The organism is Streptomyces sp. NPDC088254, assembly GCF_044740925.1.
Lineage (GTDB): Bacteria > Actinomycetota > Actinomycetes > Streptomycetales > Streptomycetaceae > Streptomyces.
This window is the reverse complement of sequence record NZ_JBIURQ010000001.1, coordinates 433,906-458,698: the sequence shown is the minus strand read 5'-3', so window position 1 is coordinate 458,698 and position 24,793 is coordinate 433,906. Positions and strand designations below refer to the sequence as shown.

Genomic DNA, 24,793 nt, shown 5'->3' with positions numbered 1-24,793 from the left:
TGGCCCGATTCTGCGCCCGAGTACGCAAGCAAGCCGACCTGCCGTCCGTGTCCATGCCGGACGTCTACAAACACCCGACCATTCGACAGCTCGCAGCCGCCCTCACCAACGATGCCCCCACCGCCGACCCGAGGGACAACGCGGCCACTCTCGCCAAAAGCGAGCAACGCTACGCGGAAGTGCTGGCCGACATCACGGGCACCGACCACGTCTCAGTCGACAGTCACTTCTTCGACGACCTCGGCGCCGACTCCATGCTGATGGCCCGATTCTGCGCCCGAGTACGCAAGCAAGCCGACCTGCCGTCCGTGTCCATGCCGGACGTCTACAAACACCCGACCATTCGACAGCTCGCAGTCGCCCTCGCCAGCAGCAAGAACAACACCAAAGCCGACAGCAAAACCATGCCTGCCTCGCAGCACGCAACTCCGGCGGCTCTCAGTGAGCCGCCGCGGCGGGCACGCAACGGCGAGTACGTCCTCTGCGGTGCGTTGCAACTCCTCTTCCTCCTCGGCTACCCCGCCCTTACCACGATCGTCGCGGTGAAGGGCTACGAATGGGTCTCGGCCGGCCCGAACCCGGTCGACATCTACCTGCGGGCGGTCGCGTACGGCATCGCGATGTTCCTCGGCCTCTGCTGCCTTCCGATCATGCTCAAGTGGCTCCTTATCGGCCGGTGGAAGCCCCAGCAGATCCGCGTCTGGAGCATGGCGTACCTCCGCTTCTGGCTCGTCAAGACCCTGGTCCAGCGGAACCCGATGGCGCTGTTCGTCGGTTCACCGCTCTACGTGCTCTACCTGAGGGCGCTGGGCGCGAAGGTCGGGCGCGGCGCCGTCGTCTTCTCCAGGAACGTGCCCGTGTGCACCGACCTGCTCAGCATCGGCGACGGCGCGGTGATCCGGAAGGATTCGTTCTTCAACGGCTACCGGGCCCACAACGGCATCATCCAGACGGGCGCGGTCAGCCTCGGCAAGGACGCGCTCGTCGGCGAGATGACGGTGCTCGACATCTGGACCTCGCTGGGTGACGGGGCGGAGCTGGGGCACTCCTCTTCGCTGCACGCCGGACAGGCCGTGCCCGACGGGGAGCGCTGGCACGGCTCCCCCGCGCAGCCGACCGACGTCGACTGCCGGCGGATCCCCACGATGGACGTCAGCACCCGGCGACGGGTCGCCTTCACGACCGTGCAACTGGTGAACCTGCTTCTGGTGGGTACGCCGCTGATGTTCGTCATCGCGATCCTCGCGCTCACGAAGGTCCCGCAGCTCGTCACGCTGTCGGCCGCGGAACCGGTCTCCTTCACGAGCTGGGCGTTCTACCGCGACGACGCGCTGGTCGTATCCGCCGTGTCCTTCTTCGGCGCCGCACTCGTCGGCCTCGTGTTCGTGGGAACCGTTCCGCGCGTGCTGAACCTCTTCATCAAGCCGGACAAGGTCTACCCGCTGTACGGGTTCCACTACTGGATCCACCGCGCGATCGCCCGCATGAGCAACAGCAGGTTCTACCTCAATCTCTTCGGCGGCACCTCCTACGTCGTCCACTACCTGCGTTGGCTGGGCTACGACCTTCGCGGGGTGCGGCAGACCGGTTCGAACTTCGGCGAAATGGTCAAGCAGGACACCCCGTTCCTCAGCGCGGTCGGCAGCGGAACGATGGTCGCGGACGGGCTGTCCATCATCAACGCCGATTTCTCGAACACGTCGTTCCGGCTGTCCCGCGTGTCGATCGGGGCGGAGAACTTCCTCGGGAACCTGATCGCCTATCCCGCGCAGGGCAAGACGGGCGACAACTGCCTCCTCGCGACGAAGGTCATGGCTCCCGTCCACGGACAGGTGCGGGAAGGTGTGGGTCTGCTGGGCGCGCCCAGCTTCGAGATCCCGCGGTCGGTCAGGCGTGACAGGCAGCTAGAGGTGGCGAGCGAGGACGAGGTGCGCCGCCGCCTCCGGGCCAAGAACGTCTACAACACCATCAGCATGGGGCTGTTCCTGCTGGCGCGCTGGCTCCTCATCTTCCTCGTCACCGCGTTCTACCTGGCCGCCATCGACCTCTGGGACTCCCTGGGTGCGTTCGCGTTCGCACTGGCCACCGCGGGGATCCTCGTCTTCACCGTCGTCTACAACGTCCTGGTCGACCGGATGATCATACCGCTGCAGGCCTTGCGGCCGCAGGGCTGCTCGATCTACGACCGCGCCTTCTGGCGGCACGAACGCTTCTGGAAAGTGACCACCCTCGGCTATGTCCTCCTCTTCAACGGCACCCCGCTGAAGAACGTGATCTGGCGGCTGCTGGGTGTGCGAATCGGCCGCCGGGTCTTCGACGACGGCCTCCGCATACCCGAGCGGACGTTCACCACGATCGGGGACGACTGCACCTTCAATGTGGACACTGTCGTTCAGTGCCACTCGCAGGAGGACGGAGGATTCAAGTCGGACCACATCGTGATCGGTGCCGGCTGCACGCTCGGTGTCGGCACACTCGTCCACTACGGCGTGACGATGGGCGACGGCGCGGTGCTCGCCACCGGATCCTTCCTCATGAAAGGCGAGGAAATGCCACCGCACGCACGGTGGGGCGGGAACCCGGCCAAGAAGATGCGTGAGCAGTCGGCTGACCTTCAGCCGCGCAGGAACAGTCTCGACGACCGCGCCGACGTGCTCGTCCGCGGCGACTGACACCCGGCAAACGTGGAGCGTTGGGACGATTCGATGGACGATCGGATTGAAACCGGCCGGGAGCTCTGGCGGGCTGTCCTGCGCACCGAGGTCCTGCGCCACCGGCGGGGCGAGTCGCTGCCCAGGCACATGGTCCCGGCGATCTGGCGGCAGAGCCTGCCGCTGACCTGCAACGGCAAGATCGACCGTAAGGCGCTGACGGCGCTCGCCCGGAGAACTCGCGGAGCTCGAGGTCGCCGAGGAGGACCACCACGCCCCGAGCACGCCGGCCGAGCGGCGGCCGGCGGCCGCCAGGGCGAAGGTGCTCGGCCTCCCGGCCGAGCAGATCAGCCGGCGGGACCACTTCTTCGACCTGGACGGCACGTCGCTGTCGGCGGTGCGGCCGGCGATCGCCCCGGAACGCGCAGTCTCCTCAAGGACCTCACCACCACCCGGTCCTCGCCGATCCGGCCTGCTGGTCACGACAGGCTCGAGACGGTACCGGGCGTTGCAGTGTGTCAGCGAATCGGTGGCTCCTTCCCGAGTGGACATCGAGGAATCAAGGAGAAATGAGATGTCGACCTCTTCTCAGGCGGCGCTGCTCGAGGTGGACCGACAACCTGGCAAACCGCCGATCCTGCACACCAGGCCTGCCGACGACGCGGTGCGCTGGGCGGCCGAGCACCGGATGGCGCTCAGCGCGGTGGTCGCCGAGCACGGATCGGTCCTGGTCCGCGGCCTCGGTCTGCGCGACGCGGCCGAGACCGTCGCCGTCTTCCACCAACTGGCCCGCACCGGTCTGATGACCGAAAGAGAGGCCTTCGCCTCCCGGCGGACCTACGCAGAGGGCGTGTACTCCTCCTCGAAGTGGCCGCCGAACCAGCCGATGTGCATGCACCACGAACTGAGCTACCGGCTCGAGTTTCCCGGACTGATCCTCTTCGCATGCCTGTCCGCCCCCACCGAGGGCGGGGCGACCGGTGTGGCGGACTCGACGGCCGTGCTCGACGCACTGCCCGGGGACCTCGTCGAACGACTCGAGCGGGAGGGCTGGATGCTCGTCCGCAACTACAACGAGGAGATCGGCATGTCGGTCGCCGAGGCGTTCGGCACCGAGGACCGTGGCGCGGTCGAGAGCTACTGCCGCGCCAATGCCATCGAGTTCGAGTGGCGACCCGATGGAGGGCTGCGCACCTGGCAGCGCCGCAGCGCGGTGGTACGGCACCCGGTCACCGGGCGGCGCTGCTGGTTCAACCAGATCGCCTTCCTGAACGAGTGGACGCTCGACCCCGAGGTGCACGAGTTCCTGGTCGACACCTACGGCGCCGAGGGGCTGCCGTTCACCACCCGCTTCGGGGGCGGCGACCCGATAGGCGAGGACGTCGTGCACCTGCTCAACGAGGTGTACGAGGCCGAAACCGTACGGGAGCCCTGGCAGGCGGGCGATCTGATGCTCGTCGACAACATCCGCAGCGCACACAGCAGAGAGCCCTTCACCGGACCGCGTGAAGTCCTGGTCGGGATGATCGACCCGGTACGCCTGGCCGACTGCTCGCCGACCGTCAAGGTGAACGCCGGATGACCACGTCCCCCGTGCGACCGTTCGCGGACATCTCCGTGCCCAGGTCCACCGCGCATTGTCGAACCCGCAGGGAGGGGGGTGGGGATTCGTCGACTGCCAGGCAGAAGCGACGAAAGGAATCCGCCGAAATGATCATCCGAGTGCCGGACCTCGTTGCGAGGTCCGCCCAACGGAACCCCGGCGCGCCCGCCCTGACCGCTCGAACGATCACGATCTCCTATGCCGATCTGCACGAGCGGACGGAGCTCGCGGCCGCCGGCCTGCGCGACCTCGGCCTCGATGGTGGCGAGCGCGTCGCGGTCTTCCTCGACAAGAGGATCGAGACTGTCGTGGCGCTGCTCGCCTGCTCGCGGGCCGGTGGCGTGTTCGTCCCGGTGAATCCCGTGCTCCGGGCCAGGCAAGTGAGGCACATCCTCGACGACTGCGCCGTGCGGGTACTGGTGACCTCCACGGACCGGCTGCGGAACCTGCGCGCCGAGCTCGCCGCCTGCAAGTCACTCTCCCACGTCCTCGTGCTGGGAGACTCGCTTGCGGAGGACGAGGAAGCCCCTTACCGCGTGCTCCCCTGGTCGAAGGTCGCCGAACCCGCGAGCCAGGCCGTGTGTCCTCCGACGGGCGGCGTCGACACGGATGTGGCCGCGATCCTCTACACGTCGGGGAGCAGCGGGGCCCCGAAGGGCGTCGTGCTGTCGCACCGAAACCTCGTCGTCGGCGCGGAGAGCGTCAGCACTTACCTGAACAACACGGCAGAGGACCGAATCCTGGCCGTTCTCCCGCTGAGCTTCGACGCCGGGCTGAGCCAATTGACGACCGGCTTCTGCGTCGGGGCCCACGTGGTGCTCTCCGACTACCTGCTGCCGGGGGATGTCGTCCGGCTGTGCGCGAAGCACCGCATCACCGGGCTGGTGGGCGTCCCGCCGCTGTGGACCCAGCTCGCAGCCCAGACGTGGCCGTCCGAGGCCGTGGCCGGGGTGCGCTACTTCGCGAACACTGGGGGGCGACTCCCGCGCGTCACCCTGCGACGACTGCGAGCGATCTTCCCGAACGCAACGCCGTACCTGATGTACGGCCTCACAGAGGCGTTCCGCTCCACCTACCTCGATCCCCGGGAGGTCGACCGGCGGCCCGATTCGATCGGCAAGGCAATCCCGAACGCCGAGATCCTCGTGGTCCGGGAGGACGGCGGCCTGTGCAGTCCGGGAGAGCCGGGTGAACTGGTGCACCGAGGTCCGCTTGTCACGTTGGGTTATTGGAACGACCCGGAGCGCACGGCCGAGCGGTTCCGGCCACCGCCGAACCGTCCGGCCGCGCTGTGTACGCCCGAGCTGGCGGTCTGGTCCGGCGATGTCGTCGTCCGCGACGAGGAGGGCTTCCTGTACTTCGTCGGACGGCGTGACGACATGATCAAGACATCGGGATATCGGGTCAGCCCACAAGAGATCGAGGAAGTGGCCTACGAGACCGGCCTGGTTCAGGATGCCGTCGCGCTCGGCCTCGAGGACGAGGCACTTGGCCACCGGATCGTCCTCGTCGTGACACCCCGCGATCCGGCCGGATTCGACCCGGCCGCGGTGACCGCACGCCTGCGGCAGGAACTGCCCGGCTACATGGTGCCCGCCGAGGTGACGGTCCTTGATGTCCTGCCCCGGTCGCCGAACGGCAAGTTCGACCGGGCATTCCTTCGCCACGAGCTCGCCGCCTCCCGCCCGCAGGAGCCGGCATGACCGCAGGCGCCCGCGCGTACCCCGCGATCAGCCTCGGCGGCGGCTCACAGCAGTTCGGCGTCGACGCTGAGACGCAGAGCCGCACCTTTCTCGTCGTGGGTAGCGGCCCCCACCAACAGCTCGCTGCCTTCGGTGACTTCGGGCGGGTCATCCGCAAGAACCACCTGGTCGCCATCGCGAACCAAATGGGCGTCCCGGCTGCTGAGACTCTCAGTGTCGTCGACACACGTGATGGTGCAGATCCCGGGCCGCCAGGTGTGCACGACCGATGAGGAGAAGCCATATGACTCGCTCGCAAGAGATCTCGCAGGCGATTTTCGAGGACGTCAAGGCCCTCGTAGTGGTCACGCTGGACATCGAGGACCGGGCCGATGACCTCGGGCCGGAGACGGAACTGTACGGCAATCTTCCTGAACTCGACTCGCTCACCGTCGTCAAGCTCATCGTCGCATTGCAGAAACGGTTCGGGATCGAGATCGGGATCGAGATCGCCGGTGAGACCTTCGAGACCCTCGGGCGGCTCGCGGCCTTCGTGGAGTCCAAGGTGCGCTGAGAGCCGCTCCTCGGAGTCGAACTGGACGGGGTACGGGCGGAATTGGCTCGCCGCTTGGGTCGGCCTGGTGTGGTGGCGGCGACGGCGGTTGCCGCGCACCGCCTGGTTCTTGCGCGCCGTGGGCGTTTCCGGGGCCGCGGCCGTGGTGGCGAGGAGGCCTGTCAGCGCTTCGGGTGGGTGCTGCCGGCTCTGCACATCCGCTGTTTGGCTAAGGCTCAGCGTGCCGACGGGAAACACATCCCGGAGATGCCAATATTCTGTGTCGCACGACTGGACAGTGGCATCGTTCGTATCCGTTAATCCATCCCATGTATCCGTTGACACGGCTGATGCGGTCGAGACCCCGACGCGCCCCAGCCGCGTTGCGATGCAGGGCTGCGCAGCGTCCGCCGCCGGCGGCTCCGCCGGTGATGTCGCCGCCGGCCTGTCACCTGAGGCGCCACATCGGCAGCAGACACCCCGTGGCGTATGGCGCCCCGCCATGGGACAGCGAACGCATCGACGACCAGACAGTCACCCTTCCCTCACCGAAAGGGCAGAGATGTCCTCCTCCTTAAGCAGGCGACGCCTGCTGCAAGCAGCCGGGGCCACCGCCGCCGCCTCTGCCGCCGGATCCCTGGTCAGCGCATCTCCCGCCCGCGCGGCCGTCCCTCCCGCAAGGGCCGACATCGGGGTCTCCGCGCACCCGTTCACACTCGGTCAGGTCCAGCTCACCGCGAGCCGGTGGCTCGACAACCAGAACCGCACGCGGAACTACCTGCGGTCCGTCGACGTCGACCGGCTGCTGTACAACTTCCGAGCCAACCATCGGCTGTCCACCAAAGGCGCAGCCGCCAACGGAGGTTGGGACGCGCCGACGTTCCCTTTCCGCACCCACGTGCAAGGGCACTTCCTCACGGCATGGGCACAGCTGTACGCAGTGACCGGGGACACCACCTGCCGGGACAAGGCGACCACCATGGTGGCGGAGTTGGCCGGATGCCAGGCCAACAACAGCGCCGCCGGTTACAACGCCGGTTACCTCTCCGGCTATCCGGAGTCCGACTTCACCGCCCTCGAACAACGGACCCTGAACAACGGCAACGTGCCGTACTACACCATCCACAAGACCCTCGCCGGTCTACTGGACGCATGGCGCCACATCGGCAGCACGCGAGCCCGTGACGTGCTGATCGCCCTGGCGGGGTGGGTCGACCTGCGCACCGGCCGACTGAGCAGGCAGCAGATGCAGGCCATGCTGGGAACCGAGTTCGGCGGCATGAACGCCGTGCTGACCGACCTCCATCAGCAGACAGGCGACGCGCGGTGGCTCGCTGTCGCCCAGCGGTTCGACCACGCCGCGGTGTTCGACCCCCTGGCGTCCGGCCAGGACCAGCTCAACGGACTGCACGCCAACACCCAGGTGCCCAAGTGGATCGGGGCCGCACGGGAGTACAAGGCCACCGGCACGAGCCGCTACCGGGACATCGCGTTCAACGCCTGGAACATCACCGTCGACGCACACACCTACGCCATCGGCGGCAACAGCCAGGCGGAGCACTTCCGCGCCCCGAACGCCGTCGCCGGCTACCTGAGCAAGGACACCTGCGAGAGCTGCAACACCTTCAACATGCTCACCCTCACTCGGGAACTGTTCGCCCTGGACCCGAACCGAGCCGCGCTGTTCGACTACTACGAGCGGGCATGGCTCAACCAGATGATCGGCCAGCAGAACCCGGCCGACGAACACGGCCACGTCACCTACTTCACCCCGCTCAACCCGGGAGGCCGACGCGGTGTGGGCCCGGCGTGGGGCGGCGGCACCTGGAGCACCGACTACGGCACCTTCTGGTGCTGCCAGGGCACGGGCCTGGAGATGCACACCAGGCTGATGGACTCCATCTACTACCGCAGCGACAACACGCTGATCGTGAACCTCTTCGTGCCCTCGGTGCTCAACTGGTCGGAGCGCGGAATCACCGTCACGCAGACAACGTCGTACCCCGTCAGCGACACCACGACCTTGCAGGTGACCGGCAACGTCAGTGGAACCTGGGCGATGCGCGTCCGCATCCCGAGTTGGACCGTCGGGGCCACCATCAGCGTGAACGGCACCGCGCAGAACATCACCACCACGCCCGGCAGCTACGCCACCCTGACCCGTTCCTGGAGTTCCGGCGACACGGTGACCGTCCGCCTGCCCATGCGAGTGGTCATGCGAGCGGCCAACGACAACGCGAACGTCGCCGCGATCACCTACGGCCCGGTGGTCCTGTCCGGCAACTACGGTGACACTGCGCTCAGTTCACCCCCGTCGCTCAACACCTCCTCGATCTCACGGACCAGCGGCAGTTCGCTCGCCTTCACCGCCACCGCCAACGGCTCCACCGTCGACCTGGGACCGTTCCACGACGCACACGGCCACAACTACACCGTCTACTGGAACATCAGCGACACCAGCACTGTGCGTCTCGCCAACGCGGGCAGCGGTCTCGTTCTGGGCATCCAGGACATGTCCACGGCCGACGGCGGCCGCGCACTGCAGTGGAACGACTCGGGTACCGCAGACCACAACTGGCAGATGATCCCCGACGGAAACGGATTCCGCTTCCGCAACGCCAACAGCGGCAAGGTGCTCGGCGTCCAGAACATGTCCACGACGGACGGTGCGACGATCCTGCAGTGGTCGGACAACGGCACGACGGACCACATATGGACGCTGCTCGACCAGGGAGACGGGACCTACAAGATCCGCAACGCGAACAGCGGCAGGCTGCTCGCCATCGCTGACAACTCCACCGCCGTCGGCGCGTTCGCGGTCCAGGACTCGGACAACGGCACGGCCGACAACCGGTGGCGCATCGTGAGGAACTGAGGTCACCCGCACGACCCCGATCGCTTTTCATCGGTCTCGCCTGCTCGGCGCCCCGACCATTGTTCGGCAACACGAACAAGGTCGGGTCGCAGTGCGCCCGTGCAACGATCATCCGGGCCGCCGTCGCCGGAGTTACCGGTGCCGCCGCCCTTCGGCTGGGTGCCGTGGCAGGTTGCCGAAGGGCTCGACACGGCTTCCACGGTCTGCGCGCCGGCCGTCGAGCCCTGCAGTCCGCCGAGAGCCAGGACTGTGACCGCCACGGCCCCGATCGCGCCGGGCCCTGGCGGGTGTTCGGTCGGCCACGCGTCCCTCCGGTGCTTCGCCCCATGTGCGGTCGCCCGGGTGGGCGGGACCGTCATCGGTACTGGGACGCCGGGGAAGGGCGCGGCGTTGGGCCCGTGGTCCGGAGATCTCCACGCCTTACCCGCTCTCACCCCCTCCGTCGCGCTCCAAAGGTCGTGCGGGGGTTGCGCCTCTTGAGCCTCGCCCCCCTCCGCGGGTCGCGGGCAGCCGGGGTCAGGCGCCAGTATCCGTACGGGTTGTGGAAGAAGTCGTCATCCTCGAACCGTTCGCACTCCACACGGTTCATGATCCAGCGCGTGGCGTCCGGCGCGATACGGAAACCCTCGCCGTTCTGGACGCCGTGGTCCGGCTGCTCGGTAAGCAGGTAGTACGACGCGATCTCCATCGTGGTCACCCACTCCGACAGCAGCTCCGGCTCGGGTACCGCGGTGCTTCCCGGGGCCAGCTCCACGTCGGCCTCGCCCAGGAGGTGCATGCCGCAGCTGTAGTAGACCTCCCCGTCGTGGATCACCGGCACGACCCACGCCCGGACGAGGGCGCCGACCAGGTCGTCCGCGGTCTCGGCGGCCGCCGCCTCGCTCGCCAGGGCCAGCCACCGCTCCCGACCGCAGGCCACCCCGCTGGACTCGTTCTTCACCGCGGTGGCTCCGCCGGCCAGCAGGGCCGCGGTGACGGCCAGCGCCCGGCGGGACACGTCGAGGCCGGTGGCCTGGGAGACCGGCGGTGACAGGACGTAGGCGACCGAGTCGTGTGCGTCCACCGCGGCCCAGTCGTCGTCGCCGAACTCGTCGACGCCGGCGGCCCGGCGGGAAGCCACCGCGACGTCGAACGCCTCACGCATCCGGGGGTCGGGCTCCCGCTGGAACTCGTCGAGCGTGAAGTCCCCAGCACCCGCCTCCTCGACCACCCGGCTGATGACATCGGGATCCAGGCCCACGCCGACCGCGCACAGCACGTGCCTCGGCGTCACACCGGACGCCGGGACCACGAAGCGCGTGCCATCGATGACGTGTCCTTGCCACACCTTGCTCATCTGCCCAGCATCGCAGGTGTGCGTACGACGTTGTGATCTCTGTGGCACCAACAGACATTGAGGTCGGCCCGTTCACGCGGTTCCCCTCGTCCCCGGAAAAAGCAGGGACGCGGGGAACGGTCGGTCACGTCTGGCTCCACTTCTGGTTGTCCTGACCGTTGCGGGACCACAGGACGACGCGCGTGCTGCTGCGGGCGGGAATGGTGTGGAAGCCGTGGCGTCGCATCGGCTGGCTGTAGCCGGCGGCGCTGAGGGGCTGGCCGGGAACTGTCCCCACTTCCCAGACCCGCCGTAAGCCCGTTCGATCACGTTCGGGCCCGGGCCGAGTACGGAGGACCGACGGCCCGGCCCAGCTCAGCCCAGGAAGCTCAGTCGGACCTGACGGTTGACGTTGTCCTTGTTGGTGTCCACCAGGCAGACCGACTGCCACGTGCCCAGTTGCAGTCTTCCGTTGACGACCGGCAGGGTCGCATGGGGTGGGACGAAGGCCGGTAGGACGTGGTCGCGGCCATGGCCGGGGCTGCCGTGACGGTGTTGCCAGCGGTCGTCGGCGGGGAGCAGGGTGTGCAGGGCGGCGAGGAGGTCGTCGTCGCTGCCCGCGCCCGTCTCGATCACCGCGATGCCGGCGGTGGCGTGTGGGACGAAGACGTTGAGCAGGCCGTCGCGGCCGGCCGCCTCCTCCCGCAGGAAGCCCTCGCAGTCACGGGTGAGGTCGACGACACTCTCCTGTGAGCCGGAGGCGATGTGCAGGACTCGTGTGGTGAACGCATCTGGCATGCTCCCATCCTGACCCGGATGCCGGATTCCACACCCGTCCGGCGGTTCGGCGAGTGGAACGGCAGTCCGCTCCGCGAGACGGCGTTGACCATGGTCGGGCCGTCTGGCTACGTCAGTGGCATGTTGCGTTCAGCCTTCCTCACCACGCGCGGTCATATCGACCTGCTGCGGGTGGCCTCCGCCGCGTGTCGTCGCGGCTGCTGACGCCTTCCCCTCTCCGCCTTCGCGGTCTCTTCGCCTCCACCCTCTTCTTCAACTGCGCCCTCGCGTGAGTCGGCCGGCCATGCCCCTGTGCCGGGTGTGCGGGAGTCACCCCTTCGGCCCTGCTTACCGTCGCCCGTCCGGTCGCGGTTGAAGCCGTCGATCCGATCGGGTCAGCGCTCTGACGTGATCTGACGGCGCGGAGGCATGCCCCCACTGGTACGCCCTCCTCCTGTGGAGCCCCCCATGAGCATCAGTCACGCCCCAGCCGAGTCTCCCGAAGGGGATATTCCGCCTTTGTCGGCCTCGTCGTCTGCCGTCAAGTCGAGCGAGGCCCCTTCCGGGCGCGAAGACTCCCCCGAGCTTCAACCACTCCTCCCCCGCTCCGCCCGCAGCACCCGCTGGCCACGCCGGACCGCTCGTCCATCTGGCGTTGCGGCAACTCCTCAGCAGCACAGGGGAGTTGACGCCCGACGTGCTCGCGTCGCCTGGCCGGATCGCGCAGGCCGCCGACGAGCTGGTCTCCGACGGCTCGCTTCCCTCCGCCATAGGCACCTCGCTTCAGCGCGTGGCAGCCGGGCTCGCGCTCGGCGTCGTGGTCGGCACCGGACTCGCCCTGCTCTCCGGGCTGTTCCGGATCGGCGAGGATCTCGTCGACGCGCCGGTCCAGATGCTGCGGACGGTTCCCTTCGTCGGTCTCATTCCGCTGTTCATCATCTGAAGGACGCGAAGAAGGCCGCCGCCATCAAGGACTACCTGGACCGGCTGCGGCGGGCCGCCGCCTGGGTCTACGACCATCAGGAGGAGTGGGCGAAGGTGTGGGCGAAGGACACCCGGCTGCCCTACGAGGTGGCGCTCGCGTCGGTGCGGCGGACGAACGCCACGCGGGTCGCGGTCGCCGTCGATCAGCCGCTCATCGCCTCGGAACAGAAGATCGCCGACGCTTTCACCGACTTGAGGCTGATTCCGCGGAAGGTCGACTTCGGTGAGTTCGTGGACCGTCGGTACGACGGGAACCTGCCCGCCTCGACGAGCGCCCCGCACCCGTCGTCCTGACCCCCGGCCGCTCGACGGGGGTGTTTCCCCGTCGGCCGAGCAGGCGCTTCACACCTGGCGAAGGCGAGCCGGCCCGCCCCGGGGAAGATCCACGCCCTCGGCACTGTTGGCAGAGGCGTGAACGACATACGCGAGGTCGAGGTGGTCGTGATAGGCGCCGGGCAGGCCGGCCTGTCCAGCGCCTATCACCTGCGGCGCACCGGCTTGGTCCCGGAGCGCGACTTCGTGGTGCTGGACCACTCCCCCGGCCCCGGCGGCGCCTGGCAGTTCCGGTGGCCCTCACTGACGTACGGCAAGGTGCACGGGATGCATGCCCTGCCCGGCATGGAGCTGACGGACGCGGACGCTGCGCTGCCCTCGTCCGAGGTCATCAGCGAGTACTTCGACCGCTACGAGCGCACGTTCGACCTGCGGGTGCGGCGGCCGGTGGACGTGCGGGCCGTGCGCTCGACGAGCGTCGACGCCGGCGCTGTCGGCACGCTGGACGGGTCCGCGTCCCGGGGGCGGCTGCTCGTGGAGACTTCCGGCGGTACGTGGTCCGCCAAGGCTCTGATCAACGCCACCGGCACCTGGGCCCGGCCGTTCTGGCCGCGCTACCCCGGCCAGGAGACGTTCCAGGGACAGCAGTTGCACACGGCGCAATACCCCGGGCCCAAGGCTTTCGCCGGCCTGCGCGTGGTCGTGGTGGGCGGGGGCGCGTCCGGCACACAGCATCTGCTGGAGCTCGCCCCGTACGCGGCCGACACCACCTGGGTGACACGGCGCCCGCCCGTGTTCCGCGAAGGCCCCTTCGACGAGAACGCGGGTCGCGCGGCGGTCGCGCTCGTGGAGGAACGCGTACGGCAGGGGCTGCCGCCGAAGAGCGTCGTCTCCGTGACCGGTCTGCCGCTCAACGACGCGATCCGCCGGGGGCTGGCGGACGGCGTGCTGGACCGGCTGCCCATGTTCGACCGGCTCACCCCGGACGGGGTCGAGTGGAACGACGGGCGACACGTGAGCGCCGACGTCGTCCTCTGGGCGACCGGTTTCCGGCCCGCCGTTGACCATCTCACGCCGCTGAGGCTGCGGGAGCCGGGGGGCGGCATCCGCGTCGACGGCACCCGTGCCGTCACCGATCCCCGCGTCCACCTCGTCGGCTACGGCCCGTCCGCGAGCACCATCGGCGCCAACCGGGCCGGACGCTCGGCGGTGCGGGAGATCGCCCGGCTGCTCGCACAGGGCGAGGAGGAGCGGGAAGCGGCCGCTGCCGCGTGATGTTCTCTCGCGAGAACAAGACAACGCGGCGTTCGGGTCACCGGACCTTCGACGGACTCGGCGCAGCCTGTGCGCTCTGGTTCCGGTTGAACTCCGCGACGTTGCGCTGGTGTTCCTCGTAGCTCGCGGTGAAGCGTGTGTCGCCCGGCTTGACCGTGACGAAGTACAGCCAGTCGCCCGGCGTCGGGTTGATCGCCGCCTGCATCGCCTCCTCGCCGGGATTGTCGATCGGCGTCGGAGGCAGCCCCATGCGCTGGTAGGAGTTGTAGGGACTCGCGATGCGGGTGTCCTTCTCCGTGGTTCTCACCGTGAAGCGGTTCAGGGCGTAGTTGAGGGTGGAGTCCATCTGCAGCGGCATACCGCGCTCCAGACGGTTGATGACGACGCGGGCCACCTTGCCCATGTCGTCCTTGGTGGCCGCCTCGGCCTGGACGATGCTGGCGATGGTGACCGCCTGATAGACGTTCATGGCGTTGCGCTGCGCTCCCGCGGCGATCGGCGCGCCGTTGAACTTCTTGTTCGCCGTGTCGACCATCGACGCCAGGAGGGCTTGCGGGGTGGTCTTCTCCTCCAGCGGGTACGTCGCCGGGAAGAGGTAGCCCTCCGGGTTGCCCTCGGCGTCGTTCGGCAGTCGCAGGTCGGCGGCGGGCAGGGTCTTCCTGGTGGTGCCGGCGGGCAGGGAGAGGGCCTTGTCGACGGCCTCGTAGACCTGGTTAGCGCGCCAGCCCTCGGGGATGACCAGCGAGGTGGGGCGCTTGGCTTCCTCGTGGTCGTCCGGGGTCAGCAGGGGCACCGCCACGGCGGCGCCGGCCACGACGGCTCCGGTCGCGATGAGGGTGAGACGGCCCCGGCGGGTCAGTCGCATCGTTCTCCGTGACGGAGTGTTCATCTGCATGCGGGCACGGTAACCCGCACACCGTCACAAACCTGACATCACCGGCCATATTTTCATCTTGTCGGCTCCAGTCGCGCATCCCGCCGCACCAGAGCCGCGTACCGCCCTCCGCTCGCCAGCAACTCCTCGTGCGTGCCGCGTTCGGCCACCCGGCCCGCGTCGAGCACCACGATCTGGTCGGCGCTGCGGACGGTCGACAGCCGGTGGGCGATGGTCAGGGTGGTGCGGTTGGCGGAGAGCGCGTCGATCGCCTCCTGGACGGCGTGCTCGGTGCGGGTGTCCAGGGCGCTGGTCGCCTCGTCGAGGATGAGCACCGGCGGGTCGCGCAGGATGGTGCGGGCGATGGCCAGGCGCTGTTTCTCGCCCCCGGAGAAGCGGTGGCCGCGCTCGCCCACGACGGTGTCGTAGCCATCGGGCAGTGCGGCGATGTGGTCGTGGATCTGGGCCGCCCGCGCCGCCGCGTGCAGTTCCTCGTCGGTGGCGTCCGGCTTGGCGAAGCGCAGGTTCTCGGCGACGGTGGCGTGGAAGAGGTACGTCTCCTGGGAGACGACGCCGACCGCGCGTGCGAGGGTGTCGAAGTCCAGGTCGCGGACGTCGACGCCGTCGAGGGTCACCCGGCCGCCGGTCACGTCGTACAGACGGGGCACCAGATAGCCGAGCGTGGACTTGCCCGCACCGGTCGGTCCGACGACGGCGAGGCTGCCGCCGGCGGGGACGGTGACGTCGATGCCGTCCAGGACGGGACCCGCCGCCCCGCCCTCGTCCCGGCCGTCGCCGTCGGTCGTGCCACGGGCGTCTTCACGGCCTCGCGCGCCGTCGTCGTACCGGAAGGACACGTTCTCGAAGCGGATCTCTCCCTTCACCTGATCCAGGTGGACCGGGTCCTCACGTTCGGTGATGTCGACGGGGAGGTCGAGGTACTCGAAGATCCGCTGGAAGAGCGCGAGGGAGGTCTGGATCTGCACACCGGTCGACAGGAGACTGACCGCCGGGCGGAACAGGCCCTGCTGGAGCGAGACGAATGCGACGATGGTGCCGAGGGAGACGTCGGGGCCGCCGAGCTGGAGGGCCATGCCCGCGGACCAGTAGATGAAGGCCGGCATGGCCGACATGACGATCCCGATCACGGCCATGCGCCAGCGGCCGGCCATGTTGGATCGGACCTCGAGGTCGACCAGGCGCTCGGACTCGTCGGCGAAGGACCGGGTGAGGGAGTCGGCGCGGCCCATGGTGCGGCCGAGGAGAATGCCGCTGACCGACAACGACTCGGTGACCGTGGCCGCCATTGCCGCCATCTGCTTCTGGCGCCGGGTGGTGATTCTGCGGCGCTCGTCGCCCACGCGGCGGCTGATCCACACGAAGACCGGCAGCAGCAGCAGCGAGACGACGGTCAGGCGCCAGTCGAGGGCGATCATGGCGACGACCGTGGCGACGACGCTGGTGAAGTTCGAGACCAGGGAGGTCGCGGTCGAGGTGACGGTGGCCTGCATGCCGCCGATGTCGTTGGCGATGCGGGACTGCACCTCGCCGGTACGCGTGCGGGTGAAGAACGCGAGCGACATCCGCTGGAGACGGCCGAAGACGGCGGTGCGCAGGTCGTGCATGACGCGCTGGCCGACCGTCGTGGAGATCAAGGTCTGCAGGACGCCGAACACGCCGGACAGGACGGCGCTGAGGATCATGCCGAGGGCGAGCAGGCTCAGCAGGCCGGTGCGGCCCTCGGGGATGGCGACGTCGAGGATCTCCTTGAGGAGGAACGGCGTGGCCACGGAGACCAGCGACGAGGCGGCGACCAGCAGGCCGACGACCGCGAGGCGGGCTCGATAGGGGCGGAACAGCCGCAGGATGCGGCGCACTTGCCGGGGCTGCGGTGCGTCTGCCTCGGCGGGCGGGGACCAGAGCTCTGGCGTGTCGGGGCGCATGGGCTCCTTCGAAGGTGAGACGGACGGATTTTGAGAGCGTAGCTCATTGTTACCTATACTCACAATGAACGGCGTCCTGATATTGTTCCCGCATGACCACCCCCGATCCCGAAGGCGCGCTCGCCGAGCAGCTGTTGCGGTTCACCCGCCGGGTGCACCGCATCCAGAAGCGCCATCTGGAGCTCTCCGACCTGGGCGTCACCCCGGCCCAGTCACGCCTTCTGCGCACGCTCAACCACTTCGGCGCGCCACCGCGCATGGCCGATCTCGCGGAGCGGCTGGAGGTGGTGCCCCGCGCGGTGACCACGCTGGTCGACGGCTTGGAGGCGAACGGCAAGGTGCGCCGGGTCCCTGATCCGACGAACCGCCGGGTGATCCGCATCGAGCTCACGGACGAGGGGCGCGAGACGCTCCGCGAACTGCACCGGGCGCGGCAGTCGGCCGCGCGGGAGATCCTGGCTCCGCTCACCGGCCTGGAGCGGGCGGTGCTCGGGGAGCTGCTGGACACGCTGGTCGACGGAACCCCCTCCGCCCACTGCGGGATCCCGGAAAACGGCTGAATCCGGGCCCCGACGGGCCCGGACCAGCAGCAGTCGCACTTCCGTCAGAAGACCTCGGCAGCAGGCTCCTTGGCCGCCGGCTGCGCCGGGATGCCCCCTCCGGCCGTCGCTTCCGCCTCGCCGGTGAGAGTCCTCTTCGCCTGCTCGATGTCCAGCGCGCCCTCCCACCGGGACACGGCGAAGACCGCCACGCAGTTGCCGAGGAGGTTCGTCACCACGCGCATCGCGTCCATGACGCGGTCGACGCCGAGCAGCAGGGCCACGGCGCCTGCCGGGACGACCCCGAGCGACGAGGCGGTCGCGGACAGGGCGAGGAAGGCCGAACCGGGAACGCCCGCCATGCCCTTGCTGGTGAGCATGAGCACCAGCACCACCGTGATCTGCTGGCCCAGGCCGAGGTCCACGCCGACGGCCTGGGCGATGAACAGCGTGCCGATCGACAGATAGAGCGAGGCGCCGTCGAGGTTGAAGGAATAGCCCGTCGGCAGCACCAGGCCCACGGCGTCGTCACGGGCGCCGGCCCTGCGCAGCTTCTCCATCACGCGGGGCATCACCGACTCGGTGGAGGCCGTGCCGAGGGCGAGGAGCACCTCCTCCCGGATGTAGCGCAGGAACTTCCAGAGGCTGATCCCGGTGAGCGCCTTCAGCACCAGGGCGAGCAGCGCGACGAAGAACGCGGCGGCCGCGTAGCACAGGATGATCAGTTCGCCGTAGGTCCTGATCACACCGAGGCCGTACTGGCCGATCAGGACGGCCATCGAGCCGAACACCGCGAGCGGGGCGAGCCGCATCACGAAGCCGACGATCGCGAAGACGACCGCCTGGGCCTGCTCGACGGCGGGCAGGACCTGGGGCACCTTGGTGTGCCCGAGGTGCAGCAGCGCCGCCCCCACCAGGCAGGCCAGGACGAGCACTTGGAGCAGCGAGTTCTCCGCGAAGGCGCCGACGAAACTGGTGGGCAGCGCGTCCAGTGCGAACTCCGTGGCCGAGGGCAGCGCACCGCCGCCCGTCTTGGCGTCCACGGCCGAGGCGTCGAGCGTGGAGGGATTCACGCGCATGCCGGAGCCGGGCTGGACGACGTTGGCCGCGAGGAGGCCGATCAGCAGGGCGAGCGTGCTCGCGACCTCGAACCAGATCAGCGCCTTGAGTCCGATCCGGCCGAACGCCTTCAGGTCACCGGCCTTGGCGATGCCGACGACGACCACGCAGAACACCAGCGGGGAGATGATCGTCTTGATGAGCCGGAGGAAGCCGTCGCCGAGCGGCTGAAGGTCCGCGGCCACGCCGGGCCACAGCTTGCCGAAGACGATCCCCAGGACGAGTGCGCAGGCGACCTGGACGAAGAGCGAGGTACGCAGCAGGCGTAGGACGCGCCGCGGCGGGGACGGGACGGACGGCGACACGGGCACTCCTCGGAGGGGGGCGGAGACGCGCGGAGGCACGACGAGACGATGAGGGGGGATGACTTCTGCGATACGGAAAGCGGCTTCCGTACCGTCACTCTGGAGGCGTCGTTGATCGCCCCTGAAACCACCGTGTTGCGACCGCGTAAAACCAGTCACGGGTGATGCCGTCGGGTGCCGCCGCCCCTGACGCCGCACATCTTCACCACCGCGACAGCGTCGTTCGAAGGCATTCGAACTCACGTGCTGCCGCTGGAAAAAACAGGTTGATTCCGAGCGCCCGTCAACGCGAACCTTTCACGGTTTGCTGCGAAGCCCGCGGACCCGTGCGTCCGCCCCTCCCCCTCCCCCACCTGACACGAGCCACTGGGACGTCATGCAGATCCAAGACCTTCCGTATCCCGACCCGGGCGTGCCGGACGCACGCTCGGGTCCCCGCTTCCTCTGGTGGCTCGGCCGCAACCAACTGGGCGGCCAGTTCAAGGCTTTGGCCTGGGGGCTGCTCCACTTCGTGTCCGTCTCGGCGCAGCCCTTCTGCGTCGGATACGCCGTCGAGGCCGCCGTCGACCGCTCGGGCTCCCGACTCGCCCTCGCCGGCGGGCTGATGCTCCTGCTCGGCGCCGCCATCGCCGTCGGCGACACCTTCCTGCACCGGGCCGCTGTCACCAACTGGATCACCGCCGCCGCCCGCGTCCAGCAGCTCCTCGCCCGCAAGGCCGCACATCTGGGTTCCGCGCTGAGCCGCCGGGTCGCCGCCGGCGAGGTCGTCGCCGTCTCCACCGGCGACGTCGAGAGGATCGGCTGGTTCGTGGAGGCGGTGTCACGCTTCACCGCCGCTGCCCTCACCGTCGTGCTCGTCTGCGTCGGCCTGGTCGTCTACCAGCCGGCCCTCGGGATCGTGGTCGCCGTCGGCCTGCCCGTGCTGGCGCTCGCCGTGCTGCCGCTGCTGCCCCGCGCCACACGCCGGGCCGACGACCAGCGCGCGAAGGCCGGACGTGCCACCGAACTGGCCTCGGACACCGTGGCCGGCCTGCGTGTGCTGCGCGGGATCGGCGGCGAGGAACTCTTCCTCGACCGCTACCGGCGCGCCTCCCAGGAGGTCCGGCACGCGGCCGTCCGCAGCGCCCGCATGTGGTCCCTGATCAGCGCCATCCAGGTACTGCTGCCGGGCCTGCTGATCGTCGTCGTGGTGGTCTACGGCGTTCACCTGGCCCGCACCGGCAGCATCACCATCGGTGAACTCGTCGCCGTCTACAGCTCCGTCATGGTGCTCACCTATCCCCTCAGGCATTTCGAGGAGATCGCCATGGCCTACTCGTTCTCCCGACCGGCGGCGCAGCGCGCCGCCCGCGTCCTGTCGCTGCAACGGACGACGGACACCGACGGCTCACGCGACGCCGACCTCCCCACCGGCGACCTGTTCGACCCGGAGACCGGGCTGCTCGCCCCGGCCTCACGGCTCACCGCCGTGGTGTGCGGCGACCCGGACGCGGCCGGACTGCTCGCGGAACGCCTGGGCGGGCACTCCTGGCAGGACGGCCCGTCCGCACTGCTCGGCGGGGTCCCGCTGGACGAGCTGCCGCTGCACTGCGCGCGCACCGCCGTCCTCGTCCAGGACAAGGACCCGGTGCTGCTGTCGGGGGCCCTCCGCGACCTGCTGGACGTGCCCGCCTCGGGCGCCGTCGACGCGGCCGACGCGCTGGCGGCCGCCCAGTGCGGCGACGTGCTCGACGCGCTCGTGCAGGGCTCGTTGGAGGCCGACGATCCCATGGACGCACGCATCACCGAACGCGGGCGCTCCCTCTCGGGCGGGCAGCGACAGCGGCTCGCACTCGCACGGTCGCTGTTCACCGACCCGGAGGTCCTCGTCCTGGACGAGCCGACCTCCGCCGTCGACTCGCACACCGAGGCCCGTATCGCCGAAGGGCTGCGCGTCCTGCGGTCCGGCCGGACGACCGTCGTGTTCACCTCTTCGCCGCTGCTCCTGGACCGAGCGGACCGCGTCGTCCTGGTGCACGAGGGCCGGGTCGAGGCGGTCGGCACCCACCGCGAACTGCTGGACACCGACGCGCGATACCGCGCTGTGGTGACCCGGGAGACCGACGAGGACACCGCGCCGAGCGGCGCCCTCAAGGGTCTCACCAACGACGGACTGCAAGAGATCGAGGAGACGGCATGATCGGCGTGGCGCCACCCGCCTACGACCCGGCGGCCCCCAGGACGGCGAGCACCCTGCCCGTCGGCGCCCCCGCGACCGTACGCGCCTACGTGGCCGAACTGCTGCGCCGGCACCGGCGCGCATTCCTGCTCCTCGTGGCCGTCAACACGGTCGCCACGCTCGCCTCCATGGTGGGGCCGTGGATCCTGGGCGACCTCGTCGAACGGCTCTCCCAGGGGACGCGCGACCTCCGGCTGGAGCTCAGCGCCGCCCTCTTCGTGCTCGGCCTGCTCCTGCACGCCACGTTCGTACGACAGGTGCGGCTGCGCGGCGCGATGCTCGGCGAGCGGATGCTGGCCGACCTGCGCGAGGACTTCCTCGTGCGGTCGGTCCGGCTGCCGCCGGGCGTGCTGGAACGGGCCGGGACAGGCGACCTGTTGTCCCGCATCACCACGGACATCGACCGGCTGGGCAACGCCATGCGTGAGGCCGTTCCCCAGCTGACGATCGGCGTGATGTGGGCGGCGCTGCTGCTCGGCGGACTGGTCGCCACCGCGCCGCCCCTCGCCGCTGCGGTGCTGGTGGCGGTGCCGTTGCTGGTGGCGGGCTGCCGCTGGTACTTCAAACGGGCGCCGGCCGGCTACCGCTCGGAGGCCGCAGGGTACGCCGCCGTGGCCGCCGCCCTCGCCGAGACCGTGGACGCCGGACGCACCGTCGAGGCCCACCGCCTCGGCGACCGCCGCGTCGCGCTGTCGGAGCTGCGGATCAAGCAGTGGACGGCCTGGGAGCGCTACACACTGTGGCTGAGGTCGGTGCTCTTCCCGGTCATCAACATCGTGCACGTCACGGTCCTCGCCTCGGTGCTCATGCTGGGCGGGGTGTTCGTGCTGAAGGGCTGGATCGGCGTGGGCCAGCTCACCACGGGCGCGCTCCTCGCGCAGATGCTCGTCGACCCGGTGAACCTGATCCTGCGCTGGTACGACGAGCTCCAGGTGGCGCAGGTCTCGCTGGCCCGGCTCGTCGGTGTCCGCGACATCGCCTCCGACACCGGGGAGCCCGGCCTGGAGCCGGCCGGGCGGGACGTGCTCGCCGACCGCGTCCGCTTCGGCTACCGCGAGGGCGTCGACGTGCTGCGCAAGGTGTCCCTCGAGGTCGCTCCGGGGACCCGGCTCGCGCTGGTCGGCCCCTCGGGGGCGGGCAAGTCGACACTCGGCCGGCTCCTCGCCGGGATCTACTCCCCGCGCGAGGGGCGGGTCGCCCTCGGCGGCGCGGAACTGTCCCGGATGACCGCCGAACGAGTCCGCTCGCACGTGGCACTGGTCAACCAGGAACACCATGTCTTCGTCGGCTCGCTGCGCGACAACCTCCGGCTCGCCCTGCCCCACTCCCGGCTCAGCGCTGAGGAGGGCAGTCCGGTGAACGGCACGGACACCGGGGGCACTGCGGACGCCGCCGACGCCGAGCTGTGGGCCGCGCTGGCCGCGGTCGACGCGGACGGCTGGGCCCGGGCGCTGGACGACGGCCTGGACACCGAGGTCGGCTCCGGCGGGCTCGCGCTCACCCCGGCTCAGGCCCAGCAGATCGCGCTCGCCCGCCTGGTGCTGGCCGATCCGCACACGCTGGTCCTCGACGAGGCGACCTCCCTCCTGGACCCGAGGGCCGCCCGCCATCTGGAACGGTCCCTTGCGCGCGTCCTGGACGGCCGTACCGTCGTCGCCATCGCGCACCGCCTCCACACCGCTCACGACGCCGACGTCATCGCCGTCGTCGAGAACGGCCGGATCACGGAGCTGGGCAGCCACCCGGAGCTGGTCGCGGCCGGCGGGGCGTACGCAGCGCTCTGGCGGTCCTGGCACGGGTGACGGGAGGCCGCCGCGCACCCGGCGCGCGGGCGGCGTACGGGGAGCAGGCGGCCCCGACGCCTGCTCCCCGGCCCCGTCGCCTCTGCCGTTGCGCGCCACCGAACCGGGGTGGAACGCTGGAAAGCGGCACCCACGCGCAGGGCAGCCGGACCGGTCCGTCCGGAAGGCGCCGCGCCCGGCCGGGGCTCCGTGCGGCTGTCTCCCGCAGCCCACCCCGGTGAGGACGGGTCCGTCACCCCTTGGAGGTACCCGTGAACAGCGCCGACGGATGGGGGGACGACGTCTACCAGCCCGATGCCTCCGACATCCAGGACGACGCGGGACTGCTCGACGCGGAGGACACCCTGCTGGACGACGGGGTCGCCGACCCGCTCGACCGGGGCTGGTCGCCTCCGGAGAGGCCGTGGGCCGTCGAGCACCTCGGTGTGACGGCCGCGGAGCGCAGGCAGGGCGAGACCCTCGACCAGCGGCTCGCGGAGGAGTTGCCGGACCTCGCGCCGCAGGACGGCGACGGCATCGGCGACTGCGACGGCACCGACGGGGAACTCCTGGACAACGAGGTCGGCTCCGCCCGCTCCGGCCGGCTCCTGGCACCGGACGAGGGAGCCCACGAGGACGAGGAGAGCGCCCTGATCGCCACGGACGTCGGCATCGACGGCGCGGCCGCCTCCGCCGAGGAAGCCGCGGTGCACATCGTCGACGAGGACACCCTGAACGGCTGACCCGGCCACCGCCCGCGTGACGACGGCCGGAAGCGGCGGCAGGACCGCTCCGCCCCGGTCCCACGACCCGGTTCCGCTCCCGCGCCGGGAGCGTCCCCCGCCGTACGAGGAGGAGTACGCATGCAGCAGGACAAGCACCCCGACTACCACCCGGTCGTCTTCCGGGACCGCGCCGCCGGATACGCCTTCCTGAGCCGGTCCACCGCGACCAGCGACCAGACCATCGACTGGGACGACGGCGAGACCTACCCGGTGGTGGATGTGGAGATCTCCTCGGAGAGCCACCCCTTCTACACGGGCAAGGCTCGCACAGTGGACTCGGAGGGCCGCATCGCACGGTTCGAGCGGCGCTACGGCGAAGGTTCGACGACGGCCTGAGCCGGCGACTGCCGCGGCGCGCCTCAGTTGGATCAGATGAAGTTGAGCGCCGCCGCGCCGCCCACCCCGCCGAGCAGTATGAACACCGGCATCAGCACCTTCAGTTCGACCCAGCTGCCGGCCCGGAACCGCAGCGCCTTGGGCGGGCCGATCGGGTACCAGCGCTTGCGCCCGATCGGGATGGGCCACAGCACCGGGCAGCCCGAGACGGTCAGCGCGTCCCCGATGTCGTGCACCAGCGCGCCCAACAGGATGGGCAGGCCCAGCCACAGGTACTCCTGGCCGGGGTCGGTGAAGAGCCAGTCGGAGCCGTTGCCGGGCTTGTCCAGGATCCCGGCGACTATCCACGCGCTGGTGGCCGCCAGCAGCCACACCAGCACGTCGCTGCTGGATCCGCGCGTCGCCCGCCACAGCAGACCTTCGATGGCCAGCACCAAGTGCACGAAGAGGATCGCCAGCACCGCCCAGCGGCCGCCGGTGATCGCCAACGCCGAGGCGCCCGCGCCGATCAGGACCGCCCACAGCCAGGTGTGCGTCAAGGTGCGGTGACCGCCGGAGCGGCGCGGGTCTCCCTGCTTCCTGGTGGCCTTGTAGACGGCGTAGGAGAGCTTGTCGACGATCTCGCACACCCAGCGCGAGACCGGCCCGAAGGCACGGGAGATCGTCGCGGCCTTGTGGTCGAGGTCCGGGGCGAGCGCGGCCCCGGCACAGATCAGCGCGCCCGACAGCAGGACCGGCCAGGGCATCGTGTGGCCGGAGGCGGCCGCTGCCGCTCCGACCCCGAGCCAGGCGGCGGCGCCCGACAGTGAGTGTGCTGGTCCCATCATGGCCGTTGCCCGCCCTGTTCCTCGTGTGCCGCTGTCCAGTTGACCGGGTGCGATGACGCTCCGTCGGCGACACAGCGT

20 protein-coding genes and 2 pseudogenes are annotated in these 24,793 nt (G+C 69.8%); 15 read left to right on the top strand and 7 right to left on the bottom strand.

Annotated features, from left to right (window positions below; genetic code table 11):
* Nucleotides 1-53: 53 nt before the first annotated feature.
* The 6 genes from ACIOC0_RS02040 (at nt 54) to ACIOC0_RS02015 (ending at nt 9,364) form a co-directional block, all read left to right on the top strand.
* On the top strand, nt 54-2,672 hold the full coding sequence (locus tag ACIOC0_RS02040; RefSeq protein ID WP_402153138.1) for a Pls/PosA family non-ribosomal peptide synthetase: 2,619 nt from the start codon (nt 54-56) through the stop codon (nt 2,670-2,672).
* 553 nt (nt 2,673-3,225) lie between these two features.
* Nucleotides 3,226-4,233 carry a TauD/TfdA family dioxygenase gene (locus tag ACIOC0_RS02035; RefSeq protein ID WP_402151185.1) on the top strand — a complete coding sequence of 336 codons (1,008 nt, stop codon included), beginning with the start codon at nt 3,226-3,228 and terminating at the stop codon, nt 4,231-4,233.
* Between the two features lie 128 nt (nt 4,234-4,361).
* Nucleotides 4,362-5,957, top strand: coding sequence for an acyl-CoA ligase (AMP-forming), exosortase A system-associated (locus ACIOC0_RS02030; protein ID WP_402151183.1), 1,596 nt, complete (start codon nt 4,362-4,364; stop codon nt 5,955-5,957).
* Nucleotides 5,954-6,229: a hypothetical protein gene (locus tag ACIOC0_RS02025; RefSeq protein WP_402151180.1), complete on the top strand. Its 276-nt coding sequence runs from the start codon at nt 5,954-5,956 to the stop codon at nt 6,227-6,229. Before ACIOC0_RS02030 ends, ACIOC0_RS02025 begins: the two co-directional genes overlap by 4 nt.
* Nucleotides 6,230-6,240: 11 nt before the next feature.
* Entirely contained in the window at nt 6,241-6,510 is a 270-nt protein-coding gene (locus tag ACIOC0_RS02020) for an acyl carrier protein (protein ID WP_402151177.1), read from the top strand.
* 541 nt (nt 6,511-7,051) lie between these two features.
* Entirely contained in the window at nt 7,052-9,364 is a 2,313-nt protein-coding gene (locus ACIOC0_RS02015) for a beta-L-arabinofuranosidase domain-containing protein (RefSeq protein WP_402151174.1), read from the top strand.
* 430 nt (nt 9,365-9,794) lie between these two features.
* On the opposite strand, the gene ACIOC0_RS02010 is transcribed toward ACIOC0_RS02015, so the two are convergent.
* From ACIOC0_RS02010 to ACIOC0_RS02000, 3 genes are all read right to left on the bottom strand, one after another.
* Complete coding sequence (locus ACIOC0_RS02010) at nt 9,795-10,700, bottom strand: hypothetical protein (RefSeq protein WP_402151172.1); 906 nt, start codon at nt 10,698-10,700, stop codon at nt 9,795-9,797.
* Between the two features lie 124 nt (nt 10,701-10,824).
* On the bottom strand, nt 10,825-10,977 hold the full coding sequence (locus ACIOC0_RS02005) for a hypothetical protein (RefSeq protein ID WP_402151169.1): 153 nt from the start codon (nt 10,975-10,977) through the stop codon (nt 10,825-10,827).
* Between the two features lie 77 nt (nt 10,978-11,054).
* Complete coding sequence (locus ACIOC0_RS02000; RefSeq protein WP_351088808.1) at nt 11,055-11,477, bottom strand: secondary thiamine-phosphate synthase enzyme YjbQ; 423 nt, start codon at nt 11,475-11,477, stop codon at nt 11,055-11,057.
* 18 nt (nt 11,478-11,495) lie between these two features.
* Between ACIOC0_RS02000 and ACIOC0_RS01995 the strand changes: the two genes are divergently transcribed.
* The 4 genes and pseudogenes from ACIOC0_RS01995 (at nt 11,496) to ACIOC0_RS01980 (ending at nt 13,988) form a co-directional block, all read left to right on the top strand.
* Nucleotides 11,496-11,681 carry a putative leader peptide gene (locus ACIOC0_RS01995; protein ID WP_402151166.1) on the top strand — a complete coding sequence of 62 codons (186 nt, stop codon included), beginning with the start codon at nt 11,496-11,498 and terminating at the stop codon, nt 11,679-11,681.
* Nucleotides 11,682-11,924: 243 nt separating this feature from the next.
* A pseudogene (locus ACIOC0_RS01990) lies at nt 11,925-12,396 on the top strand (ABC transporter permease); the annotation flags it as partial.
* Nucleotides 12,396-12,734 (top strand): annotated as a pseudogene (locus tag ACIOC0_RS01985) (ABC transporter substrate-binding protein); the annotation flags it as partial. The pseudogenes ACIOC0_RS01990 and ACIOC0_RS01985, both read left to right, overlap by 1 nt.
* 117 nt (nt 12,735-12,851) lie before the next feature.
* On the top strand, nt 12,852-13,988 hold the full coding sequence (locus ACIOC0_RS01980; protein WP_402151164.1) for an FAD-dependent oxidoreductase: 1,137 nt from the start codon (nt 12,852-12,854) through the stop codon (nt 13,986-13,988).
* 37 nt (nt 13,989-14,025) lie between these two features.
* Here the strand turns inward: ACIOC0_RS01980 and mltG are convergent, their stop codons facing one another.
* Together mltG and ACIOC0_RS01970 are read right to left on the bottom strand one after the other, a co-directional pair.
* On the bottom strand, nt 14,026-14,883 hold the full coding sequence (gene mltG, locus ACIOC0_RS01975) for an endolytic transglycosylase MltG (RefSeq protein ID WP_402151161.1): 858 nt from the start codon (nt 14,881-14,883) through the stop codon (nt 14,026-14,028).
* A gap of 53 nt (nt 14,884-14,936) precedes the next feature.
* Nucleotides 14,937-16,805 (bottom strand): ABC transporter ATP-binding protein, encoded by a 1,869-nt coding sequence (locus tag ACIOC0_RS01970; RefSeq protein ID WP_402151159.1) that lies wholly within the window; start codon nt 16,803-16,805, stop codon nt 14,937-14,939.
* 92 nt (nt 16,806-16,897) lie between these two features.
* Between ACIOC0_RS01970 and ACIOC0_RS01965 the strand changes: the two genes are divergently transcribed.
* Nucleotides 16,898-17,365, top strand: coding sequence for a MarR family winged helix-turn-helix transcriptional regulator (locus tag ACIOC0_RS01965; protein ID WP_402151156.1), 468 nt, complete (start codon nt 16,898-16,900; stop codon nt 17,363-17,365).
* Nucleotides 17,366-17,409: 44 nt separating this feature from the next.
* Here the strand turns inward: ACIOC0_RS01965 and ACIOC0_RS01960 are convergent, their stop codons facing one another.
* On the bottom strand, nt 17,410-18,768 hold the full coding sequence (locus ACIOC0_RS01960) for a cation:dicarboxylate symporter family transporter (protein WP_402151153.1): 1,359 nt from the start codon (nt 18,766-18,768) through the stop codon (nt 17,410-17,412).
* Nucleotides 18,769-19,144: 376 nt separating this feature from the next.
* On the opposite strand from ACIOC0_RS01960, the gene ACIOC0_RS01955 reads away from it, so the two are divergent.
* From ACIOC0_RS01955 to ACIOC0_RS01940, 4 genes are all read left to right on the top strand, one after another.
* Nucleotides 19,145-20,947 (top strand): ABC transporter transmembrane domain-containing protein, encoded by a 1,803-nt coding sequence (locus tag ACIOC0_RS01955; protein ID WP_402151150.1) that lies wholly within the window; start codon nt 19,145-19,147, stop codon nt 20,945-20,947.
* On the top strand, nt 20,944-22,788 hold the full coding sequence (locus ACIOC0_RS01950) for an ABC transporter ATP-binding protein (RefSeq protein WP_402151147.1): 1,845 nt from the start codon (nt 20,944-20,946) through the stop codon (nt 22,786-22,788). Before ACIOC0_RS01955 ends, ACIOC0_RS01950 begins: the two co-directional genes overlap by 4 nt.
* A 251-nt stretch (nt 22,789-23,039) precedes the next feature.
* Nucleotides 23,040-23,510: a DUF5709 domain-containing protein gene (locus tag ACIOC0_RS01945; protein WP_402151144.1), complete on the top strand. Its 471-nt coding sequence runs from the start codon at nt 23,040-23,042 to the stop codon at nt 23,508-23,510.
* Between the two features lie 120 nt (nt 23,511-23,630).
* Nucleotides 23,631-23,888: a type B 50S ribosomal protein L31 gene (locus ACIOC0_RS01940; protein ID WP_352246969.1), complete on the top strand. Its 258-nt coding sequence runs from the start codon at nt 23,631-23,633 to the stop codon at nt 23,886-23,888.
* A gap of 32 nt (nt 23,889-23,920) precedes the next feature.
* Here the strand turns inward: ACIOC0_RS01940 and ACIOC0_RS01935 are convergent, their stop codons facing one another.
* Complete coding sequence (locus ACIOC0_RS01935) at nt 23,921-24,715, bottom strand: metal-dependent hydrolase (RefSeq protein WP_130440212.1); 795 nt, start codon at nt 24,713-24,715, stop codon at nt 23,921-23,923.
* Nucleotides 24,716-24,793 lie beyond the last annotated feature (78 nt).

Bases quoted from the DNA above. Each gene is read 5' to 3' on its own strand.
- ACIOC0_RS01935 (WP_130440212.1), bottom strand. From the start codon at position 24,715: ATGATGGGACCAGCACACTCACTGTCGGGCGCCGCCGCCTGGCTCGGG.
- ACIOC0_RS01995 (WP_402151166.1), top strand. From the start codon at position 11,496: ATGCCGGATTCCACACCCGTCCGGCGGTTCGGCGAGTGGAACGGCAGT.
- ACIOC0_RS01940 (WP_352246969.1), top strand. From the start codon at position 23,631: ATGCAGCAGGACAAGCACCCCGACTACCACCCGGTCGTCTTCCGGGAC.
- ACIOC0_RS01970 (WP_402151159.1), bottom strand. From the start codon at position 16,805: ATGCGCCCCGACACGCCAGAGCTCTGGTCCCCGCCCGCCGAGGCAGAC.
- ACIOC0_RS01965 (WP_402151156.1), top strand. From the start codon at position 16,898: ATGACCACCCCCGATCCCGAAGGCGCGCTCGCCGAGCAGCTGTTGCGG.
- mltG (WP_402151161.1), bottom strand. From the start codon at position 14,883: ATGCAGATGAACACTCCGTCACGGAGAACGATGCGACTGACCCGCCGG.
- ACIOC0_RS01955 (WP_402151150.1), top strand. From the start codon at position 19,145: ATGCAGATCCAAGACCTTCCGTATCCCGACCCGGGCGTGCCGGACGCA.
- ACIOC0_RS02020 (WP_402151177.1), top strand. From the start codon at position 6,241: ATGACTCGCTCGCAAGAGATCTCGCAGGCGATTTTCGAGGACGTCAAG.
- ACIOC0_RS02015 (WP_402151174.1), top strand. From the start codon at position 7,052: ATGTCCTCCTCCTTAAGCAGGCGACGCCTGCTGCAAGCAGCCGGGGCC.
- ACIOC0_RS02030 (WP_402151183.1), top strand. From the start codon at position 4,362: ATGATCATCCGAGTGCCGGACCTCGTTGCGAGGTCCGCCCAACGGAAC.
- ACIOC0_RS02040 (WP_402153138.1), top strand. From the start codon at position 54: ATGCCGGACGTCTACAAACACCCGACCATTCGACAGCTCGCAGCCGCC.
- ACIOC0_RS02025 (WP_402151180.1), top strand. From the start codon at position 5,954: ATGACCGCAGGCGCCCGCGCGTACCCCGCGATCAGCCTCGGCGGCGGC.
- ACIOC0_RS02000 (WP_351088808.1), bottom strand. From the start codon at position 11,477: ATGCCAGATGCGTTCACCACACGAGTCCTGCACATCGCCTCCGGCTCA.
- ACIOC0_RS02035 (WP_402151185.1), top strand. From the start codon at position 3,226: ATGTCGACCTCTTCTCAGGCGGCGCTGCTCGAGGTGGACCGACAACCT.
- ACIOC0_RS01950 (WP_402151147.1), top strand. From the start codon at position 20,944: ATGATCGGCGTGGCGCCACCCGCCTACGACCCGGCGGCCCCCAGGACG.
- ACIOC0_RS02010 (WP_402151172.1), bottom strand. From the start codon at position 10,700: ATGAGCAAGGTGTGGCAAGGACACGTCATCGATGGCACGCGCTTCGTG.